Annotated in this window: 20 protein-coding genes, 1 tRNA gene and 3 pseudogenes; 10 read left to right on the top strand and 14 right to left on the bottom strand. The window is 74.0% G+C overall.

Going from position 1 to position 18,989, the window contains the following annotated elements; all coding sequences use genetic code 11:
• Positions 1–2: 2 nt before the first annotated feature.
• Together BLT72_RS23235 and BLT72_RS23625 are read left to right on the top strand one after the other, a co-directional pair.
• Positions 3–1,018: pseudogene (locus tag BLT72_RS23235) on the top strand (glycoside hydrolase family 38 C-terminal domain-containing protein); the annotation flags it as partial.
• Positions 1,019–1,036: 18 nt separating this feature from the next.
• Entirely contained in the window at positions 1,037–1,471 is a 435-nt protein-coding gene (locus BLT72_RS23625; RefSeq protein WP_425349253.1) for a glycosyl hydrolase-related protein, read from the top strand.
• Between the two features lie 81 nt (positions 1,472–1,552).
• Here the strand turns inward: BLT72_RS23625 and BLT72_RS23225 are convergent, their stop codons facing one another.
• The 5 genes and pseudogenes from BLT72_RS23225 to BLT72_RS21980 form a co-directional block, all read right to left on the bottom strand.
• Complete coding sequence (locus BLT72_RS23225) at positions 1,553–1,678, bottom strand: DUF885 domain-containing protein (RefSeq protein ID WP_231930229.1); 126 nt, start codon at positions 1,676–1,678, stop codon at positions 1,553–1,555.
• A gap of 244 nt (positions 1,679–1,922) precedes the next feature.
• A pseudogene (locus BLT72_RS23620) lies at positions 1,923–1,982 on the bottom strand (hypothetical protein); the annotation flags it as partial.
• A gap of 246 nt (positions 1,983–2,228) precedes the next feature.
• On the bottom strand, positions 2,229–2,375 hold the full coding sequence (locus BLT72_RS22865; RefSeq protein WP_197677456.1) for a hypothetical protein: 147 nt from the start codon (positions 2,373–2,375) through the stop codon (positions 2,229–2,231).
• A 380-nt stretch (positions 2,376–2,755) separates the two neighbouring features.
• A pseudogene (locus tag BLT72_RS23615) lies at positions 2,756–3,214 on the bottom strand (DUF885 family protein); the annotation flags it as partial.
• A gap of 156 nt (positions 3,215–3,370) precedes the next feature.
• A tRNA-Leu gene (locus tag BLT72_RS21980) sits at positions 3,371–3,453 on the bottom strand.
• A 176-nt stretch (positions 3,454–3,629) separates the two neighbouring features.
• On the opposite strand from BLT72_RS21980, the gene BLT72_RS21975 reads away from it, so the two are divergent.
• The 6 genes from BLT72_RS21975 to BLT72_RS21950 all read left to right on the top strand — a co-directional run bounded on the left by BLT72_RS21975 (position 3,630) and on the right by BLT72_RS21950 (position 10,659).
• Positions 3,630–4,379, top strand: coding sequence for an FHA domain-containing protein (locus BLT72_RS21975; protein ID WP_091416321.1), 750 nt, complete (start codon positions 3,630–3,632; stop codon positions 4,377–4,379).
• A gap of 3 nt (positions 4,380–4,382) precedes the next feature.
• On the top strand, positions 4,383–4,862 hold the full coding sequence (locus tag BLT72_RS21970) for an FHA domain-containing protein FhaB/FipA (RefSeq protein ID WP_091408371.1): 480 nt from the start codon (positions 4,383–4,385) through the stop codon (positions 4,860–4,862).
• A gap of 348 nt (positions 4,863–5,210) precedes the next feature.
• Complete coding sequence (locus tag BLT72_RS21965) at positions 5,211–6,590, top strand: FtsW/RodA/SpoVE family cell cycle protein (RefSeq protein ID WP_091416327.1); 1,380 nt, start codon at positions 5,211–5,213, stop codon at positions 6,588–6,590.
• Entirely contained in the window at positions 6,587–8,023 is a 1,437-nt protein-coding gene (locus tag BLT72_RS21960) for a peptidoglycan D,D-transpeptidase FtsI family protein (protein ID WP_091408365.1), read from the top strand. The genes BLT72_RS21965 and BLT72_RS21960 overlap by 4 nt, the downstream gene beginning before the upstream one ends.
• 148 nt (positions 8,024–8,171) lie before the next feature.
• The gene (gene pknB / locus BLT72_RS21955; RefSeq protein ID WP_091408362.1) at positions 8,172–9,983 is read left to right on the top strand and encodes a Stk1 family PASTA domain-containing Ser/Thr kinase; all 1,812 of its coding nucleotides are present in this window, start codon (positions 8,172–8,174) and stop codon (positions 9,981–9,983) included.
• A 43-nt stretch (positions 9,984–10,026) separates the two neighbouring features.
• On the top strand, positions 10,027–10,659 hold the full coding sequence (locus tag BLT72_RS21950; protein WP_091408358.1) for an alpha-ketoglutarate-dependent dioxygenase AlkB: 633 nt from the start codon (positions 10,027–10,029) through the stop codon (positions 10,657–10,659).
• A 24-nt stretch (positions 10,660–10,683) separates the two neighbouring features.
• On the opposite strand, the gene BLT72_RS21945 is transcribed toward BLT72_RS21950, so the two are convergent.
• Positions 10,684–11,331 carry an aminodeoxychorismate/anthranilate synthase component II gene (locus BLT72_RS21945; RefSeq protein ID WP_231930225.1) on the bottom strand — a complete coding sequence of 216 codons (648 nt, stop codon included), beginning with the start codon at positions 11,329–11,331 and terminating at the stop codon, positions 10,684–10,686.
• Between the two features lie 49 nt (positions 11,332–11,380).
• Positions 11,381–12,220 carry a DUF881 domain-containing protein gene (locus tag BLT72_RS21940; protein ID WP_091416317.1) on the bottom strand — a complete coding sequence of 280 codons (840 nt, stop codon included), beginning with the start codon at positions 12,218–12,220 and terminating at the stop codon, positions 11,381–11,383.
• Between the two features lie 93 nt (positions 12,221–12,313).
• Between BLT72_RS21940 and BLT72_RS21935 the strand changes: the two genes are divergently transcribed.
• Both BLT72_RS21935 and BLT72_RS21930 read left to right on the top strand, forming a co-directional pair.
• Positions 12,314–12,583 (top strand): cell division protein CrgA, encoded by a 270-nt coding sequence (locus tag BLT72_RS21935; RefSeq protein ID WP_091408354.1) that lies wholly within the window; start codon positions 12,314–12,316, stop codon positions 12,581–12,583.
• A gap of 85 nt (positions 12,584–12,668) precedes the next feature.
• Positions 12,669–13,994, top strand: coding sequence for an MATE family efflux transporter (locus BLT72_RS21930; RefSeq protein WP_091408350.1), 1,326 nt, complete (start codon positions 12,669–12,671; stop codon positions 13,992–13,994).
• A 32-nt stretch (positions 13,995–14,026) separates the two neighbouring features.
• Here BLT72_RS21930 and BLT72_RS21925 read toward each other — a convergent pair whose 3' ends face one another.
• The 7 genes from BLT72_RS21925 to BLT72_RS21895 form a co-directional block, all read right to left on the bottom strand.
• Positions 14,027–14,584, bottom strand: coding sequence for a hypothetical protein (locus tag BLT72_RS21925; protein ID WP_091416314.1), 558 nt, complete (start codon positions 14,582–14,584; stop codon positions 14,027–14,029).
• 127 nt (positions 14,585–14,711) lie between these two features.
• Positions 14,712–15,161 (bottom strand): 50S ribosomal protein L9, encoded by a 450-nt coding sequence (rplI, locus tag BLT72_RS21920; protein ID WP_091416310.1) that lies wholly within the window; start codon positions 15,159–15,161, stop codon positions 14,712–14,714.
• Between the two features lie 14 nt (positions 15,162–15,175).
• Positions 15,176–15,412 carry a 30S ribosomal protein S18 gene (gene rpsR / locus BLT72_RS21915; protein WP_091416307.1) on the bottom strand — a complete coding sequence of 79 codons (237 nt, stop codon included), beginning with the start codon at positions 15,410–15,412 and terminating at the stop codon, positions 15,176–15,178.
• A gap of 102 nt (positions 15,413–15,514) precedes the next feature.
• Positions 15,515–16,120 (bottom strand): single-stranded DNA-binding protein, encoded by a 606-nt coding sequence (locus BLT72_RS21910; RefSeq protein ID WP_091416304.1) that lies wholly within the window; start codon positions 16,118–16,120, stop codon positions 15,515–15,517.
• A 174-nt stretch (positions 16,121–16,294) separates the two neighbouring features.
• The gene (rpsF, locus tag BLT72_RS21905; protein ID WP_091416301.1) at positions 16,295–16,585 is read right to left on the bottom strand and encodes a 30S ribosomal protein S6; all 291 of its coding nucleotides are present in this window, start codon (positions 16,583–16,585) and stop codon (positions 16,295–16,297) included.
• A 171-nt stretch (positions 16,586–16,756) separates the two neighbouring features.
• Positions 16,757–17,971, bottom strand: a complete 1,215-nt coding sequence (locus BLT72_RS21900) for an alpha/beta hydrolase-fold protein (protein ID WP_231930223.1) — start codon at positions 17,969–17,971, stop codon at positions 16,757–16,759.
• On the bottom strand, positions 17,968–18,924 hold the full coding sequence (locus tag BLT72_RS21895) for a hypothetical protein (protein ID WP_091416298.1): 957 nt from the start codon (positions 18,922–18,924) through the stop codon (positions 17,968–17,970). The genes BLT72_RS21900 and BLT72_RS21895 overlap by 4 nt, the downstream gene beginning before the upstream one ends.
• Positions 18,925–18,989: the final 65 nt, after the last annotated feature.

Genomic DNA, 18,989 nt, shown 5'->3' with positions numbered 1-18,989 from the left:
AGCTGCACCGCGGCACCTACACCAGCCAGGCCCGCACCAAGCAGGGCAACCGGCGCAGCGAGCACCTGCTGCGGGAGGCCGAGCTGTGGGCGTCGACGGCGACCGTCCGGCTGGGCCGGGCGTACCCGGCGGCCGAGCTCGCGGAGCTCTGGCAGCTGGTGCTGCTCCAGCAGTTCCACGACATCCTGCCCGGCAGCTCCATCGCCTGGGTGCACCAGGACGCCCAGCGGAACTACGCGGCCATCGCCGAGCGGGCGGAGCGGCTGATCGCCGACGCGGCGCAGGCGCTGGTGGGCGAGGGCGACCAGCCGCTGCTGCTCAACGCCGCCCCGCACGCACGGTCCGGCGTCGCGGCCCTGGCCGTCGACGTCGTCGCGGCCGACGCGGGGACGGTGTCCGTCGAGCAGGTCACCGACGCCGAGGGCCGGCCCGCGCACCGCCTGGACAACGGGCTGGTGAGCGTCGTCGTGGACGGCGCCGGTCAGCTCTCGTCCCTGGTCGACGCGGCCAGCGGGCGCGAGGCGATCGCACCCGGGGAGAAGGGGCTGCGGCTCCAGCTGCACCGCGACATCCCCAACCAGTGGGACGCCTGGACGTCGACGAGCACTACCGCCGCACGGTCCGCGAGATCGACTCGGTGGACGCGCTGGCGCTGGAGAGCACGCCGGAGGCCGCGACGGTCGTCGTCACCCGCTCCTTCGGCGCCTCCCGGGTCGAGCAGCGGATCACGCTGGCCGCCGGCTCGCCGTCGGTCGCCGTGACGCACACCGTCGACTGGCACGAGAAGCAGAAGCTCCTCAAGCTGGGCTCGTCGTTCGACGTGCACGCCGACCGCTCCGCGTCGGAGACGCAGTTCGGGCACATCTTCCGGCCCACCCACGTGAACACCTCCTGGGAGTTCGCCCGCTTCGAGATCTGCGCGCACCGGTTCCTGCACGTCGGCGAGCCCGGCTACGGCGTGGCCGTCACCAACGACGCGACCTACGGTCACGACGTCGGCCGGCAGACCCGGGAGGACGGCGGCACCACGACGACGGTGCGGCAGTCGTTGCTCCGGGCGCCGCTGTACCCCGACCCCGCCGCCGACCAGGGCCTGCACGTGCTGACGACGACGATCCGGCCGGGCGCCGCGATCGGCGACGCGGTCGAGGAGGGCTACCGCACCAACCTCGCCCCGCGCGTCGTCCGGGGCGCGCACCCGGTCGCCCCGCTGGTGAGCGTCAGCAACCCGGCCGTGGTGGTCGAGGCGGTCAAGCTGGCCGAGGACGGCAGCGGCGACCTGGTGGTCCGGCTGTACGAGTCGCTGGGCGGCCGCGCGCGGGCCACCGTGACGGCCGACGCCGCCGCCGCCGGCGTCGTCGCGACGGACCTGCTGGAGCGCCCGCTGGCGGACGGGGCGACCGCCGACGGCGCGTCGCTGGACCTCGAGCTGCGGCCCTTCCAGCTGCTGACGCTGCGGTTCCGCCGCTGAGCCCGGCTCCGGCGCCGTCCGGGTGAGGAGTTCGACCGCGAGCACCCGGTCGAGTTCCTCACGGGTCGTCCGAGCCCGCGCTCAGAGGGCGGCGAGCGCCGCCACGAGGTCGTCGAGGCCGAGACTGCCCTGGCTGAGGGCGGCCATGTGCCACGCCTTGAGGTCGAACGCGTCGCCCGGCGGCACGGGCGGCCTCCCGCCGGCCACCAGGCCGCTCCCCAGCTTGTAGCTGATGGCCTGACGGGCAGGCCGAGGTAGCGGACCAGCTCGCTGTCCAGGAGCGCGGATCGCTGCCGCAGTGCTCGCCGAGGAAGGCCCGGCCCAGCTCCGGGGTCCACGGCCGGCCCCGGTGCCCGGCCAGCACGCCGTCGCGTCGTCGGGACGGGCAGCCCGAGGTGCATCCCGATGTCGATGACCACCCGGACGGCCCGCAGCTGCTGCCGTCGAGGTAGCCGAGCCGCTCGCCGGGGTCGGTGAGGAAGCCCAGCTCGTCCATCAGCCGCTCCGCGTAGAGGGCCCAGCCTCGACGTCAGCCCGACGGCCCCACCGTGGTCTGGAAGGTGGACAGGCTGCCCGCACGTAGGTCCACTGCGCGAGCTGCAGGTGGTGGCCCGCACGCCTCGTGGTACCAGGTGGAGACCAGGTCCAGAGCGGGAAGCGGTCCTGGCCCAGCGTCGGCAACCACGTGCGGCCGGGGCGGGCGAAGTCCTGGGACGGCTCGGTGTAGTAGGGCGCCCCGCGCTCCCGGGCGGCGCGATCATCGCCTCCACCCGCGGATCGGCGGCGCCAGGTCGAAGTGCGTGCCGTCCAGCGCGTCCATCGCGTCGTCCATCATCTGCTGCAGCCGCTGCCGGATCCGCTCGACGCCGACGACCGCCTCGCCGTGCTCGCGGAGCCACTGCATGGCCTCCGCCGGCGCCGAGCCGGGGAGCACCTGCTCGCCACCGCCTGCTGCTCGTCGCGGATCCGCCCGAACTCGGCCCAGCGAAGGCGTAGGCGTCCTCCAGCGCCGAGCCGGCGGCGAGGTCGATCCCGTTCCAGGAGCGGGCGAACCGGGCGTACCGCTCCCGCCGACCGCGTCGGGCGTGCCCACCGCCTGCGGCGCGTAGGTGTCGCGGAGGAAGGCGTGCACCTCCACGACCGCCGCGTCGGCGTCGGCGGCGGCCCGGTCGAGGACGTCGCGGAGCTCGGCCGGCCGGCGGCGACCAGGTGGCGAAGTAGGGGCCCGCCGACCACTCCGCGAGCTGGTCGAGGACAGTGTGCACCTGGCGGGGGGCGGCGAACAGCCCTGCGCCGCGCCTCGGCCAGGGTGCCGCAGAAGTCGCGGTAGGCCTGCGGGACCCGGGCCAGCCGGCGGGCGATCACCTGCCAGTCCTCGACGGTCTCGGTCGGCATCAGCTCGAAGACCTGCCGCACCTCGTGCACGGGCGAGGCGAGGTTCGACAGCGCCCGCAGCCCCTCACCCGCTTCGTGCAGCGCGAGGTCGGCGCCGAGCCGCTCGCGCAGCAGCCGGGCGCAGCGCTGCTCGACCAGGTCGTCGGCGGCCGGCCCGGCCAGGGCCTGGTCGAGCTGGGCCAGGGTCGCCCGTCGCAGCTCCGCGAGGGCCTCGAGCCCGGCGGGCGAGAGGTCCGGCAGGCCGTCCGGCGCAGGCGTGCGCCCCAGGGAGGTGGCCAGCGTCGGGTCGAGGACGCAGAGCCGGTCGACGTAGTCGTCGGCGACCTGGCGGGGGGTGGGCAGGGCCATCGCGAACCTCGTGACGTCGTCTCGACTCCGCGCGGTCCCCGCGCGTGGGGCACGCCGCACGCTACCCACCCCGGTGCCCCGGCCACCAGCGGCGAGGCCCCGGACGCACGACAGCCCGGCACCTCGAAGGAGGTACCGGGCTGCGCGACCGCACTGTGCGCGAGGGGGGACTTGAACCCCCACGTCCTTTCGGACACTGGCACCTGAAGCCAGCGCGTCTGCCATTCCGCCACTCGCGCTCGGCCCGGACGCACACGCCCGGACCAGCCGAAGAAGGCTAGCACGATCCGCCGGGGCCCCTCGCCACGTGCGTCCCGGGCGGCACCGGGCAGCAGCGGCGCGGGCGCGCGCGGGGCGGGTCCCCGGGGTCACTCCCACTACGATCTAGGTTGGACCGGACCAGGGAAGGAGGGACATGGGGATCTTCGGACGCTTCGAGAAGAAGGTCGAGGGCGCCGTGAACGGCGTGTTCGCCCGCGCCTTCAAGGGCGACGTGCAGCCCGTCGAGATCGCGGCGCGGCTGCAGCGGGAGCTGGACGCCGAGGCCAAGCTCATGTCCCGGGACAAGCGCCTGGTGCCCAACGACTTCACCGTCGGCCTGTCCCCGCACGACCACGACAAGCTGGCGCCCTACAGCAGCACCCTCACCACGGAGCTGGCCGCCGAGCTGCGCCACCACGCGTCGGAGATGGGCTACCAGTTCAACGGGCCGATCCGCATCCACCTCGCGCTCGTCCCGGCCCTGCCGACCGGGCGCTTCACCGTCGAGTCCGAGGCCGTCGCCGGCGTCGAGGAGCGGGGGGCACCGACCGGCCCGCCCGCCCACCCGGCGGCCCGAGCCCCCGCGGCCCGCCGCCCCGGACCTGCGCCAGCAGCTCGTCCTCGAGGTCAACGGCACCCGGCACGCCCTGACCCGCCCGGCCTGGTCATCGGCCGCGGCACCGAGGCGGACCTGCGGATCAACGACCCCGGCATCTCGCGGCGCCACGCCGAGATCCAGGTGGAGGGTGTGGGGGCGTCGCAGCGGCTGCACATCGTCGACCTGGGCTCCACGAACGGGATCGTCGTCAACGGGCACAGGGTGCGCGAGGCCGCGCTGCAGGAGGGCTCCCGGATCGAGATCGGCTCGACCCGGATGCTCGTCCACGCGCCGGCCGGTCGATGACCTGTGTCCGAGATCGCGCTCACCGTCCTCAAGGTGCTGTTCCTGGCCCTGCTGTGGCTGTTCATCTTCTCCGCGGTCTCGGTGATCCGCACCGACCTCTTCGGCAAGGCGGTGCCGGCCCCGGACCAGCCCGAGGCCCGCGAGCTGGAGTCGCCCCTGCCGCCGGCGCGCCGCACCCGGCGGCCGCGCGGTGAGCCGCGGGTGCTCAGCATCGTCCAGGGCCAGCAGACCGGTGAGGCCGCCGAGCTCGTGCCGGGGCTCGTGATGATCGGCCGGGGGGCCGACTGCCAGCTGATCCTCGACGACGACTACGTCTCGACCCGGCACGCCCGCGTGGTGGCCGGCGAGAGCGGGCTCTACATCGAGGACCTCGGCTCCACCAACGGCACCTACGTCAACGGTGCCCGGATCACCGCCCCCACCGCCATCTCGATGTCGGACACCCTGCGGATCGGCAAGACGATCCTCAAGCTGGAGCCGTGACGCGCGATCTTCCAGGGGCTGCCGGACGACGTCGTCATCCCGCTCTCACGGGTCTACGAGGTGCAGCCGCTGCTGATCGCCCAGCTGCCCGCCTTCTACGCGACCCAGGTCGAGGCCGGCATCGAGGTCGGCAGCCTCGAGTCGGCCCGGCAGACCGTCGCCGAGCTGACCGAGGCGGCTCGGCGCTGCGAGCTGGCCCGGCCCACCCCGTCCCCGTCCCCGGCGCCGCGACCGAGCGGGACGGCCACCCCCCGCGCCACCCCACGCCCGCGGCGTCGGAGGTGCCCGCCAGCCCCGACGCGTCCGCGACGACCGGGCCGGGCTGCTGAGGTGAGCGCCGCCACGCCGATGACGGTCGTGCCCCGCAAGCGCCGCGGCACCGAGCTCGCCCTGCTGGTCTTCGCCCTCGGCATCGGGCTGGCCGCCTTCGCGGTCGTCGACCTGAACGTCCTGGGCACGGTCTCCCCGCGGTTCCCGGTGGTCGCCGCGGTCTGCGGCGGGCTCGCGCTCGCCGCCCACCTCGCCGTCCGCTGGCGGCTCCCCTACGCCGACCCGGTGCTGCTGCCCTGCGTGGTGCTGCTCAACGGGCTCGGGCTGACGATGATCCACCGGATCGACCTGATCAACGCGCCCCCGCTCAACGGGGCCCGCCAGCAGCTCATCTGGACCGTGCTGGGCGTCGCCCTCTTCGTCGCGGTGGTCATGCTGCTCCGCGACCACCGTCCGCTCCAGGGCTTCACCTACACGATCGGGCTGGCCGGCGTGGTCCTCCTGCTGCTGCCCCTGGTGCCCGGGCTGGGGGTGGAGAAGTTCGGCGCGCGGATCTGGATCGCCGTCGGCCCCTACAGCTTCCAGCCCGCCGAGGCGGCGAAGGTGCTGTTGTCCATCGCCTTCGCCTCCTACCTGGTGGAGAAGCGCGACGTGCTGGCGCTCGCCGGCTGGCGGGTGCTGGGCCTCGACCTGCCCCGGGCACGCGACCTCGGCCCGATCCTCGTGATGTGGCTCGTCAGCCTCGCCGTGCTGGTCCGGCAGCGCGACCTGGGAACCTCGCTGCTGTTCTTCGGGTTGTTCGTCATGATGCTCTACGTCGCGACGGAGCGGGCCGGCTGGCCCGTGCTCGGCACCCTGCTCTTCGCGCTCGGCGCCTACCTCGGCTACCAGCTCTTCGGTCACGTCCGGGTCCGGGTCGGGGCCTGGCTGGACCCCTTCTCGGACTACGACGCCTACTACCAGGTGATCAACGCCCAGTTCGGCATGGCCTGGGGCGGTCTGCTGGGCACCGGGCTGGGCGAGGGCCGGCCCGGGCTGACCCCGCTGGCCCGGAGCGACTTCATCGCCGCCGCCCTCGGCGAGGAGCTGGGGATGACCGGGCTGATGGCGATCATCCTCGTCTACGGGCTGGTGGTGGCCCGCGGGCTCCGGACCGCGCTGCAGTGCCGTGAGCCGTTCGGCAAGCTGCTGGCTGCGGGGCTGTCCTTCGCCTTCGCGCTGCAGGTGTTCACGATCATCGGCGGCGTCACCCGGCTGCTGCCGCTGACCGGCCTGACCACGCCGTTCATGTCCCAGGGCGGATCGTCGATGATCTCCAACTGGATCGTCGTCGCGCTGCTGCTCGTCGTCTCGCACCAGGCGCGGAAGCCGGTGGTCACGGTGACACCGCTCGACCCCGACGCGGAGACCACCCAGCTCGTCCGGGCGCCCGCCGTGAGCGGCGGTGGACCAGCGTGAACCGGCCCATCCGCCGGGTGGCGTTCGTGACGATGCTGATGTTCGCGCTGCTGCTGGCCAACGGCACCTACATGACGCTGTTCCGCACGGGGTCGCTGGCCGCCGAGCCGCAGAACCGCCGCGTCCGGGACGCCGAGTTCGCGCAGGACCGGGGCGCGATCCTGGCGGCCGGCAAGACCGAGATCGCCACCACCGAGCCGTCGAAGGACCGCTTCCGCTACCAGCGCAGCTACCCGGCCGGGTCGCTCTACGCCCCGGTCACCGGCTTCTACTCCTACGACCACGGCAGCTCGGGCGTGGAGAGCACGTACAACAGCCAGCTCGCCGGCACCGCGGACGCCCTGTTCGTCCGGCGCCTGATCGACCTGACCACCAACCGCGCCCCGCAGGGGGCGAGCGTCCAGACGACGATCGTGCCCGCCATGCAGGAGGCGGCGGCCCGGGCGCTCGGTGACCAGAAGGGCGCGGTCGTCGCCCTGGACCCGCAGACCGGCGCCGTGCTGGCCCTGGTGACCAGCCCGACCTACGACCCGAACGACATCGCGAGCCACCAGATCGAGGAGGCCGGCCGGGCCTACGACCGGCTGGCCGGGGCGGAGGACCGGCCGCTGGCCAACCGCGCAGCCCGGGAGATCTACCCGCCGGGCTCCACCTTCAAGCTGGTGACGGCCGCCGCCGCCCTGGCCGACGGCCAGGAGCCGGACTCGAAGGTCGACAGCCCCGCCCGGCTGACGCTGCCCGGCACGAAGACGGTGCTGCCCAACTCGACGAACTGCGGCGGCACCTCGATCACGTTGACCCAGGCGCTCAAGGTCTCCTGCAACACCGCCTTCGCCAACCTCGGCCTCGAGCTCGGCCAGGACAAGCTCCGCGAGCAGGCGCAGGCCTTCGGCTTCGACCAGCGCCACCTCGCCGACCTGAACGGCGTGGCCAGCCGCTTCCCCGACGACCTCGACGACGCCCAGCTCGCCCTCAGCTCGATCGGGCAGTTCGACGTCGCGGCCAGCCCCCTGCAGATGGCGATGGTCACCGCCGGCATCGCCAACGACGGCGTCGTGATGGACCCCTACCTGGTCAGCATGGTGCAGGCACCGGACCTGAAGCCGCTGTCGACGCACGAGCCGACGGAGCTGTCGGAGGCGATGACGCCGGAGAACGCGCAGCAGCTGCAGCAGATGATGGTCGAGACGGTGGCCTCGGGCACCGGCCGCAACGGCGCCATCGCCGGCGTCGAGGTGGGCGGGAAGACGGGCACCGCCCAGTCCGACCCGTCGCGCAAGCCCTTCGCCTGGTTCACCTCCTTCGCCCCGGCGGACGACCCGCGGGTGGCCGTCGCGGTGGTGGTGGAGGACGCCGACATCCCCCGCCAGGACATCGCCGGCGGCCGGGTGGCGGCCCCGATCGCCCGCGCGGTGATGGAGGCCGGGCTGTGACCGGGTGCGCGACCTCGGGTCGCCCGGCCGCCGGGGCAGCACCCGCCCGTCACCTCGGTGCCCCACAATGGCGCGGGGCACGGGGAGCCCAGGAGGGGTGGGGGGCGGGCACGCAGGTCCGAGCGGCCACACGGAGAGGAACCACGAGATGACTGGCGAGCCGATCACCGTCGGAGGCCGCTACGAGCTGGGCGACGTGCTCGGCCGCGGCGGGATGGCGGAGGTCCGCGGGGCCGTCGACCGTCGCCTCGGTCGACCCGTGGCGGTCAAGCAGCTCCGCGCCGACCTGGCCACCGACCCGACCTTCCAGGCGCGGTTCCGCCGCGAGGCCCAGTCGGCCGCCGGCCTCAACCACCCGACGATCGTGGCCGTCTACGACACCGGTGAGGAGCCCGACCCCCACACGGGCATCTCCATCCCTTACATCGTCATGGAGCTGGTGGAGGGCTCGACGCTGCGCGACGTGCTCCGCGACGGCCGCAAGATCCTCCCGGAGCGGGCGCTGGAGCTGGTCCAGGGCGTCCTCGACGCGCTGAGCTACAGCCACAAGGCGGGGATCATCCACCGCGACATCAAGCCGGCCAACGTCATGCTGACCCCGACGGGCGGGGTCAAGGTGATGGACTTCGGCATCGCCCGGGCCGTCGCCGACACCTCGGCGACGATGACGCAGACCGCCGCCGTGATCGGCACCGCCCAGTACCTGTCCCCGGAGCAGGCCCGCGGGGAGACGGTGGACGCCCGCAGCGACATCTACTCCGCCGGCTGCCTGCTCTACGAGCTGCTGGTGGGCCGACCGCCGTTCATCGGCGAGTCCCCGGTCAGCGTCGCCTACCAGCACGTCCGGGAGGCGCCGGTGCCGCCCAGCCAGCTGGACCCGGTGATCACGCCGGACATCGACGCCATCACCCTCAAGGCCCTGGCCAAGGACCCGGCGGACCGCTACCAGTCGGCCCGGGAGATGAAGGCCGACATCACCCGCGTGCTGGCCGGGCAGCAGGCCACCGCCGTCGTCCCGCGGGTCGGCGCCGTGCCCGCGGACGCCGCCCCCACCCAGCTGGTGCCGGTGCCCGTCGCGCCGCCGCTGGACGAGGACGAGGAGGAGCCGCCCCGCCGCCGGGCCGGGGTGGTGGCGGCCGTCGTCGCCCTGGTGCTGCTGCTCATCGGGGCCGGCGCCTTCGGGCTGTGGCGCGCCTTCGGGCCCCAGGACCCGGAACCGGTGGCCATGGTCGAGGTGCCGGCGGTCATCACCTACCCCCAGGCGCTGGCGGAGGCCCGGCTCACCGAGGTCGGGCTGAAGGCCGAGGTCCGGCGGACGAACGGGGCGGACGGTGCCACCAAGGGCACCATCACGGCGCAGAACCCGATCGGCGGGACCCAGGTGCCGACGGGCAGCACCGTCGGCCTCACCCTCAACGTCGGCCCCAAGACGGCGAAGATCCCCGGCGACCTGGTCGGCACCGACGTCGACGACGCGGAGAAGGCCCTGGCGGACGCGGGTTTCACCAACGTCAGCACCGAGGCGGCCACCAGCGAGGACGCGGACGCCGAGGAGAACGAGGTCCTCGCGGTGGACCCCGGCGAGGGGGACACGGCCGCCCTCGACGACGAGATCGTCCTCAGCTACGCCACGGGTGAGTCGGCCGTGCCGGTGCTCACCGGGAAGACGCCCGAGCAGGCCCTCTCCGACGCGCGCACCGCCGGCTTCACCAACGTGAAGCGGGTGGACCAGGAGACCGACGACGAGACGGCCGGCGTGGTCTTCAAGCAGAACCCCGACGCGGGTGAGCGGGAGAAGCGGAGCAAGCAGATCACCATCACGGTCGCCGTCGCGCCGCCCCCGCCCGAGCCCGACCCGACGACCCCGCCGCCCACCCCGGAGGCCTCGGAGAGCCCGGCCCCGACGCCCGGCAGCACGCCGGGGGAGACCTCGCCGACGCCCGGCAGCACCCCGGGCTGACGCGCTAATAGAACACCCGTGCGATTGGTGCTAGCCTGGCGACATGACCAGCCTGGTCCAGACCTCGCTCTTCGACCTGCCCGAGCCCGACGACGGGCTCGGACCGCTGGGTGGGCTCGTGACCCGGCAGGTGCTGGGCCGCGGCGCGTGGGTCGACGTGCTCCCGGGGTGGCTGAGCGGGGCCGACACCCTGTTCGACACCCTGCTGGGCGAGGTGCCCTGGGTGGCGGAGCGCCGGCAGATGTACGAGCGGGTGGTCGACGTCCCGCGGCTGCTCTGCTTCTACGGGGAGGCCGACCCGCTCCCGCATCCCGCGCTCGTCACCGCCCGGGACGCGCTGAACGCCCACTACGGCCCCGAGCTGGGCGAGCCCTTCACCACCGCGGGACTCTGCCTGTACCGGGACGGCCGGGACTCGGTCGCCTGGCACGGCGACACCATCGGCCGCGGACGGATGGAGGACACCATGGTGGCGATCGTCTCCCTGGGGTCGCCCCGGCACCTCGTGCTGCGGCCGCGGGGCGGCGGCGCCTCGATCCGGCAGCAGCTCGGGCACGGCGACCTCGTCGTCATGGGCGGGTCCTGCCAGCGCACCTGGGAGCACGCCATCCCCAAGACCAGCAAGCCCGTCGGGCCGCGGATCAGCGTCCAGTTCCGCCCGCACGGCGTGCGCTGAGGCGCGCTCCCGCGCGCCGAGCCCTCAGCGCTCAGAACCCGCCGACATCAGCGGGGCCAGCCCGACGGCGCGGGCCGGCGCCTCGGTGTCGCCGCAGACGGCGAGCCAGTTCGCGAGCATCTGGTAGCCGCCCTCGGTGAGCACCGACTCGGGGTGGAACTGCACGGCCTCCACCGCCAGCTCGCGGTGCCGGACGGCCATCACGACGCCGCTCTCGGTGAGCGCGGTGACCTCCAGCACCGGCGGCACCGTCTCGGGCTCGATGGCCAGCGAGTGGTAGCGGGTGGCGGTGAACGGCTGCGGCAGCCCGGCCAGGACGCCGCGCCCCTGGTGCTCGATCAGCGAGGTCTTCCCGTGCAGCAGCTCCGGGGCCCGGTCGACCACCCCGCCGTAGGCGACGCCGATGGACTGCAGGCCGAGGCAGACACCGAAGATCGGCAGCACGCCCGCCTGCTGGCGGACGACGTCGACGCAGACGCCGGCGCCCTCGGGCGTGCCGGGGCCGGGCGAGAGCAGGATGCCGTCGAACCCGCGCACGAAGCCGGGGTCGGCGAAGCGCGGGTCGTCGTTGCGCCAGACCTCGACCTCGGCGCCCAGCTGGGCCAGGTACTGGACGAGGTTGTAGACGAAGGAGTCGTAGTTGTCGATCACCAGGATCTTGGCGGCGCTCACACCTGCCATCATCCCCCTCCGGCGGCGGCGCCCCCCGGGGTGACCAGCGTCAGCGCGGGGTCTCGTCGTCCTCGGCGGTCGGTGAGGCGCTGTTCCCGCCGGGCGGAGTGGCGAACTGCAGGTCGAGCGAGCCCTCGTGGGCCGGGAAGTCGGCCCGCCCGAGCGAGCGCTCCTGGTAGACCAGGCCGTAGGCGGCCACGTACTGCTGGTAGATCTGCAGGGCCGGGGAGCCGGCCAGCGCGGCCCGCAGCCGACCGGGATCGCCCAGCGCGCTCACCACGTAGGGCGGGGCGTAGGGGATGCCGTGCAGCACGACGGTGTTGCCGACGCACTTGACCCCGGTGGTCGAGATGACCCGCTGGCCCTGGATGGTCATGGCCTCCGCTCCGCCGCTCCACAGGGCATTGACGACGGCCTGGATGTCCTGCTGGTGGACGACCAGCAGGTCCGGGTCGACGCCATCGGCCGCCACCGTGTCGGGGGCGTCGTCGATGGTGACCGAGACCGCAGGGCCCGTCAGGGCGGTGAAGGCGGCCGCCGCGGACGCCCGCTCCAGCCGGGCCTGGAGGGCCGGGTCGGTGTCCTCGACGCTCGCCAGCGCGTCCACCTGGGCGCGGACCTCGCTGACCTGCCGGGCGAGGTCGGCGTTGCGGCGTGACTGGGACTGCACCAGGCTCACCAGATCGGTGTTGCGGCCGGGCCGCAGGTCGGTGCCCCGGGCGTTGACCGCGCTCACCACCACCATCAGACCCGCCAGCAGGCAGACCGCGGCCGTGAGCACCCGGCCGGCGGGGCGGCGGGTGGCGTCGCGCCGGAGCTGCGCGGTCCGGGCGCGGCGCAGGGCGCGACGGACCCGGTGGCCCGGTCCGACCCCCTGCTCCCGCTCCACCCGGCTGCCCTCCCGACGCGTCGTGCGGCCCCGACGAGATGGCTCCGGCCGGGTTCGCCGACTACGCTACCGACCGACACCGAGGAGTTGAGCGTGCCAGAGTCGAGAACCCGCAAGTCCGCCGACGCGAAGCTGCGTCGGGCCCGCCAGGAGGCCAAGCCGGCCAAGGTGAAGGCCCCGTCCAGCCGGCGGTGGGTCCCGCCGACCTTCATCACGGTCGGGCTGCTGGGTGTGATCTGGCTGATCGTCTACTACGTCGCGGGGCCGAGCATCCCCTACATGAGCGACCTCGGCAACTGGAACATCCTGATCGGCATGGGCGGCATGGCGGCCGCCTTCGGCATCGCCACGCTCTGGCGCTGACCCGTCCTCCACCCGTCGAACTACACCTGTGTGATTCGTCCACAATGGGGATAACTCCTGTGGACGACGCCCCGGCACCGCCCGCGTGACCCGGTCCACCCCCACGCGGCGGCTGGACCGGGAGATCTTCGGGCTCGCCCTGCCCACCCTGGCGACCCTGGTCTCGGAGCCCCTGCTGCTGCTGGCCGACTCGGCGATCATCGGCCACCTGGGCACCGACGCCCTCGCGGGGCTGGGGATCGCCGCGAACGTCCTGGGGGTGCTCACCGGCCTGTGCATCTTCCTGGCCTACGGCACGACCGGGACCGTCGCCCGCCGCATGGGGGCGGGCGACCGCGCGGCCGCGCTGGCCGGCGGCTTCGACGGGCTGGTGCTGGCCGTCCTGCTCGGCGTGCTGCTCTGCGCCGCCCTGCAGCTCGCCGTGCCGGCTCTCGTCGGCGCGTACGGGGCGTCGCCGGCGGTGACGGCGGGGGCGACGACCTACCTGCGGGTCGCGGCCTTCGGCCTGCCCTCGATCCTGCTGCTGCTGGCCGGCACGGGGGTGCTGCGCGGGCTGCAGGACACCCGGACACCGCTGCAGGTCGTGATCGCCACCAACCTCGTGAACATCGTGCTGAACCTCCTCCTCGTCCACGGCGTCGGCCTGGGCATCGCCGGCTCCGCCCTGGGGACCCTGCTGGCCCAGACCGCCGCGGCCGTCGTGGTGGCCGTGGTGGTCGTCCGCCGGATGCGGGCGGTGCACGCCCGGCCCCGCTTCGCGCCCGGCGGCGTGCTGCGGGCGGCCCGGTCCGGGACCTGGCTCGTGCTGCGCACCGCGACCCTGCAGGGCGCGGTCACCCTGACCACCCTGGTCGCCACCACGAGCGGGACCGTCGCGCTGGCCGCGCACCAGGTGGTCAACAGCCTCTGGGTGCTGCTGGCCTTCGCCCTGGACGCCCTGGCCATCGCCGGCCAGGCGATCATCGGGCGGGCGCTGGGCGCGGGCGAGGCGGAGCTCGGCCGGGCGATGACGCGGCGGATGGTCGGCTGGGGCGTGCTCGCCGGGGTGGTCTTCGGCCTCCTCGTCTGGGCGGCCCGCCCGCTCTACGTCGGGTTCTTCTCCCCCGACCCGCAGGTGCAGCAGCTGGTCGGCGCCGTGCTGCTGGTCGTCGCGGTGGTCACCCCGGTGGCCGGGGTGGTCTACGTCCTCGACGGCGTGCTGATCGGTGCGGGCGACAGCCGCTACCTGGCCCTCGCCGGGTTGCTCGCCCTGCTGGCCTACGCACCGCTGGCGCTGCTGGTGCGTGCGGAGGGCGCCGGTCTGGTCTGGCTCTGGGCCGCGTACGGGGTCTTCATGCTGGCCCGGATGACGACGCTGGTGCTGCGGGTCCGCACCGGTGCCTGGGTGCGGACCGGCGCGGCCGTCCGGTAGGTCGCCGGTCGGCAGGCCCCGGGACCCGCCGGTCAGCCGTTGAGGTCCGGCTTGGTCCAGTACCAGGTGCTGTCGAGCCGCTTCCGGGCCTCCAGCGCCCCGAGGACCATGACCACCCCGGCGACCAGCGCGAACACCCAGGCGACGCCCAGCCGGGAGGGGACGCCGGCCGCCTCGAGCTGGTTGTAGCCGGTGACCACGAGCACGGCGCTGGCGGCCAGCAGCCACCCGGACAGCAGCGCCAACCGGCGGACCCAGCGGCCCAGCGTGGCCGCGGCCAGCGACCAGAACGAGCCGAGCCCGGCCAGCAGGCCGATCTGCTGGGCAGCCAGCCCCAGGTAGGTGATGTCGAGGCCGAAGGCGAGCCGGCCGCGGTGGACCGCGCCGAAGCCCTCGGCGTCCGGCTGGGCGGCGACGAAGAAGCGGGTGGCGCCGATCAGCCCGCGCCCGTAGGCGTCGAAGGCCTGGATCCCGACGTGCGGGAGGACGGCGCTGAGGACCATGGACACCGCCGCGATGCCGGCGACCACGCCGCGGCGCTGGTAGCCACGGCGGCGGCGGAGGCGGGCCTCCTCGGTGGGCAGGATCACGGGCCGACCCTACGTGACGCGCAGCGGCGTCCACCGGACCCGGCGCCGCGGCCGGTACCCGCCCGCGGACAGCACGACACCCCGGGGCGCAGGGCCCCGGGGCGTCGTGGTCGAGCAGGTGCGTCGCTCAGGAAGCGGCGACGACGGCGAGCTGGACGTGCGCGGTGACCGCGTCGTGCAGCTTCACGCCGACGGTGTGGTTGCCGATCGACTTGATCGGCTTCCGGATCTCGACCGAGCGCTTGTCGACCGAGACGTTGCCGACCTTCTTGATGGCCCCGGCGATGTCGGCCGCCGTCACGGCGCCGAACAGCTTGCCGGTGTCACCGGCCCGCACCGGGAGCTCGACGCTCAGGCCCTCGAGCTGCGTCCGCACCTCCTGGGCGTGGTCGATGCCGCGGATCTCGCGGGCCGAACGGCTCCGCTTGATGCCGTCGATCTGCTTCTCGCCGCCACGGGTCCAGCGGATGGCGAAGCCACGCGGCAGGAGGTAGTTCCGGCCGTAGCCGTCCTTGACCTCGACCACGTCGCCGGCGCCACCGAGGTTGTCCACGGCAGCCGTCAGGATGAGCTTCATCTGGGCTTCCCTCCTCAGCGAGCCGTCGAGGCGTACGGCAGCAGCGCAACCTCGCGGGCGTTCTTGATGGCGATGGCGACCTTGCGCTGCTCCTGCACGGAGAGCCCGGTCACCCGGCGGGCGCGGATCTTGCCGCGCTCGGAGATGAACTTCCGCAGCGTGGCGGTGTCCTTGTAGTCGATGTGCTGGCCCTTGCGCAGCGGGTTCGACTTCTTCTTCGGTGCCCGCTTGGCGGGTGCGGTGCTGGCCATTGTGGTGCTCCTCTCGAGCCCGGCGCGAGTCTGTGCTCGATGGCCGGAATGTGCCGGATGGGGTGTGGGGTCCTGGATCGGCTCAGCGGGGAGCCGGGCCGATCAGAACGGGGGCTCGTCGCTCTGGGGCGTCGCCCAGGGGTCGGAGCCTTGGGTGCGGTTTCCGCCGCCGCCGCCGCCGCTGCCGCCGGTGGCCCAGGGGTCCTCGCCCCCGCCGCCGCCGGCGTTGCCGCCGCCGCCGCTGCCGCCGTAGCCGCCGCCCCCGGAGGGTCGGCTGCCACCGCCGCCACCGGCTCCGCCGCCGTAGCCGCCACCGCCGCCCTGGCCGCCGCCGCCACCACTGCTCGTGGTGCGGGTGACCTTCGCGGTCGCGTAGCGCAGCGCCGGGCCGATCTCGTCGACGTCGACCTCGAACACGGTGCGCTTCTCACCCTCGCGGGTCTCGTAGCTCCGTGACTTCAGGCGGCCCTGGACGATGACCCGCATGCCCTTCTGGAGCGACTCGGCGACGTTCTCCGCAGCTTGGCGCCAGACGGCGCAGTTGAGGAACATCGCATCGCCGTCACGCCACTCGTTCGACTGGCGGTCGAAGGTGCGCGGTGTGGACGCGACGGTGAAGTTCGCGACCGCGGCACCCGAGGGGGTGAAGCGCAGCTCCGGGTCGGCGGTGAGGTTGCCGACCAGGGTGATGGGTGTTTCGCCTGCCATGGGGTCTCCTGGGTTGAGATGCGACGTACGAGCGAGCGGTGGGCGGAGGTCCTCAGCGGTCCCGGTCAGCCACGGCGACCACCTTGCCAGCCCGGGCTGACAGGCCCGAGAGCCGAGGGCGGGCTGTGGACGCAGCCGCGGACGAGGACGAGCCTGTGGACGGCCCGCGCCTGCTCAGTGGGCGTCGGTGCGGATGACCTTGGTGCGCATGATCGACTCGTTGATCGAGAACTGGCGGTCCAGCTCCTTCACGTCGACCGGGTTGGCCTGCATCGTGATGACGGCGTAGATGCCCTCGGACTTCTTCTGGATCTCGTACGCCAGCCGGCGACGACCCCAGATGTCCAGGTTCTCCACGGTGCCGCCACCCTTGGTGATGACGGTCAGGAACTGCTCGAGCGTGGGTTGGACGGAACGCTCATCGGTCTCAGGGTCGAGGATGACCATGACCTCGTAAGGGCGCATGCGCGAACTCCACCTCCTCTGGTCTCAGCGGCTGCAGGCGGGTCCCGCAACAGGAGGGCGAATGCCGGCCGGTCCCACACGGGTGGGTCCGACCTGGGCTGCGGCCGGAGCCGCAGCACAGCGCGCCACTCTACCCGGCCCGCGGCGCCCCGGGCCAATCCGCCGCCGGGCTCACTCGTAGACGAACATCGCCTCACCGGGCAGCACCCAGCTGAGGCCGTCCTGCAGCCGGTCCCGCCAGGACTCCCAGTTGTGGCCGTCGCGGGACTCCACGTACTCCACGTCCATCCCGGTGGCACCGAAGACGGGGACCATCGACCGGTTCGCGACGATGAGGTCCTCGTAGACACCGCAGGAGACGAACAACCGGTCGGCGACCCGGGTGGGTCGGGCCCGGTAGCGGTTGACGAAGCGGACGACGGGGTCGAAGGCCTTGTCCTCACCGTGGTCGGCGCCGATGTCGGTGAACACGAAGGACCCGGACTGCAGCAGCAGCGAGCCGAAGGTGCCGGGGTGGCGGACCGCGGTGGACAGCGCGGCCACCGCGCCGAAGCTGGAGCCCATCAGGGCGCGCGCGGCCGGCCCCGGGGCCAGCGGCAGCTCCTGCTCCAGGTGGCCGAGCAGCTCGGTGGCCACCCAGCGGGCGTGGGCGCTGGAGTTCGGGTACTCCACCAGCCGGTCCCCGGGGTGGGTGAAGGCCACCACCGTCTCGGCGACGTCGAGCCGGTGGATGAGGTTGTCCAGCACCGTCTTCATGGCGGCGTACTCGAGGTAGTCGCCGCCGTCGTGCACGACCAGCAGCGGGTAGCGCGCGGACCGCCGGAAGCGCGCCGGCAGGTAGAGGGTGACGCGGTTGTCGCGTCGCTGCGCCGTGCTGCGCACCCAGGTCTCCACGAGCTCGCCGGGTCGGGCGTCGGGGTCGGGCACGGCCCAGGCGGGGGTCGTGTAGCCCGCGCTGTGCAGGACCGAGGAGCTGCCGAAGGGTCCGCGCGCCTGGTGCGGGTTGCCCGGGTCGTTGAAGCGCTCGTGGCTCTCGCCCCGGCGGACCTCGAACTGGTACTCCACCCGGGAGTCGGGCGGGATCTCCACGACGACGTACCAGACGTCGGTGCCGGCGAGCCGGCGCAGGGCCAGCGGGTCGGCCAGCCCGACCACCCGGTGCCGCAGCGTGACGGCGTCGGCGTCGGCGACCCGGACGGCGAAGGTGCACCGCAACCCCTCCACCACGGGGAAGTCCTGCCGGTCGAAGAAGCCCTGCACGACGGCCTCGGGCGGCTCGCCCTCGGCCGCCGCGCGGCGGATGCGGTCCCGCAGCCGGTTGACCGGCAGCCGGCTGCGCCGCCCCCCGGGCCCGGCTCCGGAGCCCGCGGTGCCGGGGGTGCTCACCCGGCCACCCCCGTGCCGACCAGCCCGGTCGCGTCCAGCCGGGGCGCCGAGCGCGGCAGCACGCCGTGGCCGAGGTCGAACCGGGCGCCGTCGGGGAGCAGGACGGCCCGGGACGGGGCCAGCCGACGGGCGAGCAGGGCCATCCGCTCGGGCTCGTCGAGGCGCAGCCGGCGGCGGGCGTGCGGGAAGGGCACCACGCCGGCGTAGAGGCCGAGCCCGTCGGCGTGCACCTCGGGCGGGCGCTCCCCGCGGGGCGGGTGGTCGTGGAAGAGGACGACGCGCTCGGCGAGCGCCATGGCTCCCGCGGACCAGGTGATGACCGGTCCGGTGACCACGTCGGCCACCGCGAACAGCTCCAGCACGTGCAGCAGGACGCCGACGTGCCCGCCCGTCACCACCAGGCCGGCGCTGTCGGCGAGCAGCCCGGCCACCTCCGAGCGGTGCTGCGCCACCGCCGGGTGCCGGGCCAGCCCCACGTCCTCCTGGTGCTCGACGCGCAGCTGCCGGCCCCGGGCCAGGTGCCACCCGTCCAGGGCCCGGAGGGCCGCCAGGGCGTCGGCGTCCGCCTCCTCCGCGACGGAGGCGTCCCGCACCTGCCGGCGGACCGCCCGGACCGCGTCCAGGGCCGGGCGGAGCCGCACCCGGTAGGCGGTGCGGAGCGCGTCCAGCCGGTCGGCCAGCCGCTGCTCCGCCTCGGCCAGGGCGGGGTCGGTGTCGAGCAGCTGCTGCCAGCGACGGTGCAGCTCCAGGTTGACCAGCCGGCCCCCCAGCACGTCGTCGAGCTCGCCGGTGTCGGACTCCCGCTCGCGCCAGCCCGCGTTGACCGCGGCGACCGGGCCGTCGGGGATGATCTCGGCCACCGCCGTGCGGGCGCCGGCCGCAGCGCGCTGGGGACCCAGCAGCGTCACCCGGACGGCGTCGCCCGGAGCGCCCGGACCTGCGCGCCGCTCCACGCCCGGATGCTACCGACACGGTTGCGTCACGAAGACCCGACTCTGGCCTGGGCGGAGGCTACGCT

The sequence above is a fragment of the Friedmanniella luteola genome (genome assembly GCF_900105065.1).
Classification (GTDB): Bacteria; Actinomycetota; Actinomycetes; order Propionibacteriales; family Propionibacteriaceae; genus Microlunatus; species Microlunatus luteolus.
Note: the sequence above shows the minus strand (reverse complement) of the source record. Positions and strands in the feature narration are given on the sequence as shown.

Bases quoted from the DNA above. Each gene is read 5' to 3' on its own strand.
- BLT72_RS22865 (WP_197677456.1), bottom strand. From the start codon at position 2,375: ATGCAGTGGCTCCGCGAGCACGGCGAGGCGGTCGTCGGCGTCGAGCGG.
- BLT72_RS21975 (WP_091416321.1), top strand. From the start codon at position 3,630: ATGGGGATCTTCGGACGCTTCGAGAAGAAGGTCGAGGGCGCCGTGAAC.
- BLT72_RS21965 (WP_091416327.1), top strand. From the start codon at position 5,211: ATGACGGTCGTGCCCCGCAAGCGCCGCGGCACCGAGCTCGCCCTGCTG.
- pknB (WP_091408362.1), top strand. From the start codon at position 8,172: ATGACTGGCGAGCCGATCACCGTCGGAGGCCGCTACGAGCTGGGCGAC.
- BLT72_RS21950 (WP_091408358.1), top strand. From the start codon at position 10,027: ATGACCAGCCTGGTCCAGACCTCGCTCTTCGACCTGCCCGAGCCCGAC.
- rplI (WP_091416310.1), bottom strand. From the start codon at position 15,161: ATGAAGCTCATCCTGACGGCTGCCGTGGACAACCTCGGTGGCGCCGGC.
- rpsR (WP_091416307.1), bottom strand. From the start codon at position 15,412: ATGGCCAGCACCGCACCCGCCAAGCGGGCACCGAAGAAGAAGTCGAAC.
- BLT72_RS21910 (WP_091416304.1), bottom strand. From the start codon at position 16,120: ATGGCAGGCGAAACACCCATCACCCTGGTCGGCAACCTCACCGCCGAC.
- rpsF (WP_091416301.1), bottom strand. From the start codon at position 16,585: ATGCGCCCTTACGAGGTCATGGTCATCCTCGACCCTGAGACCGATGAG.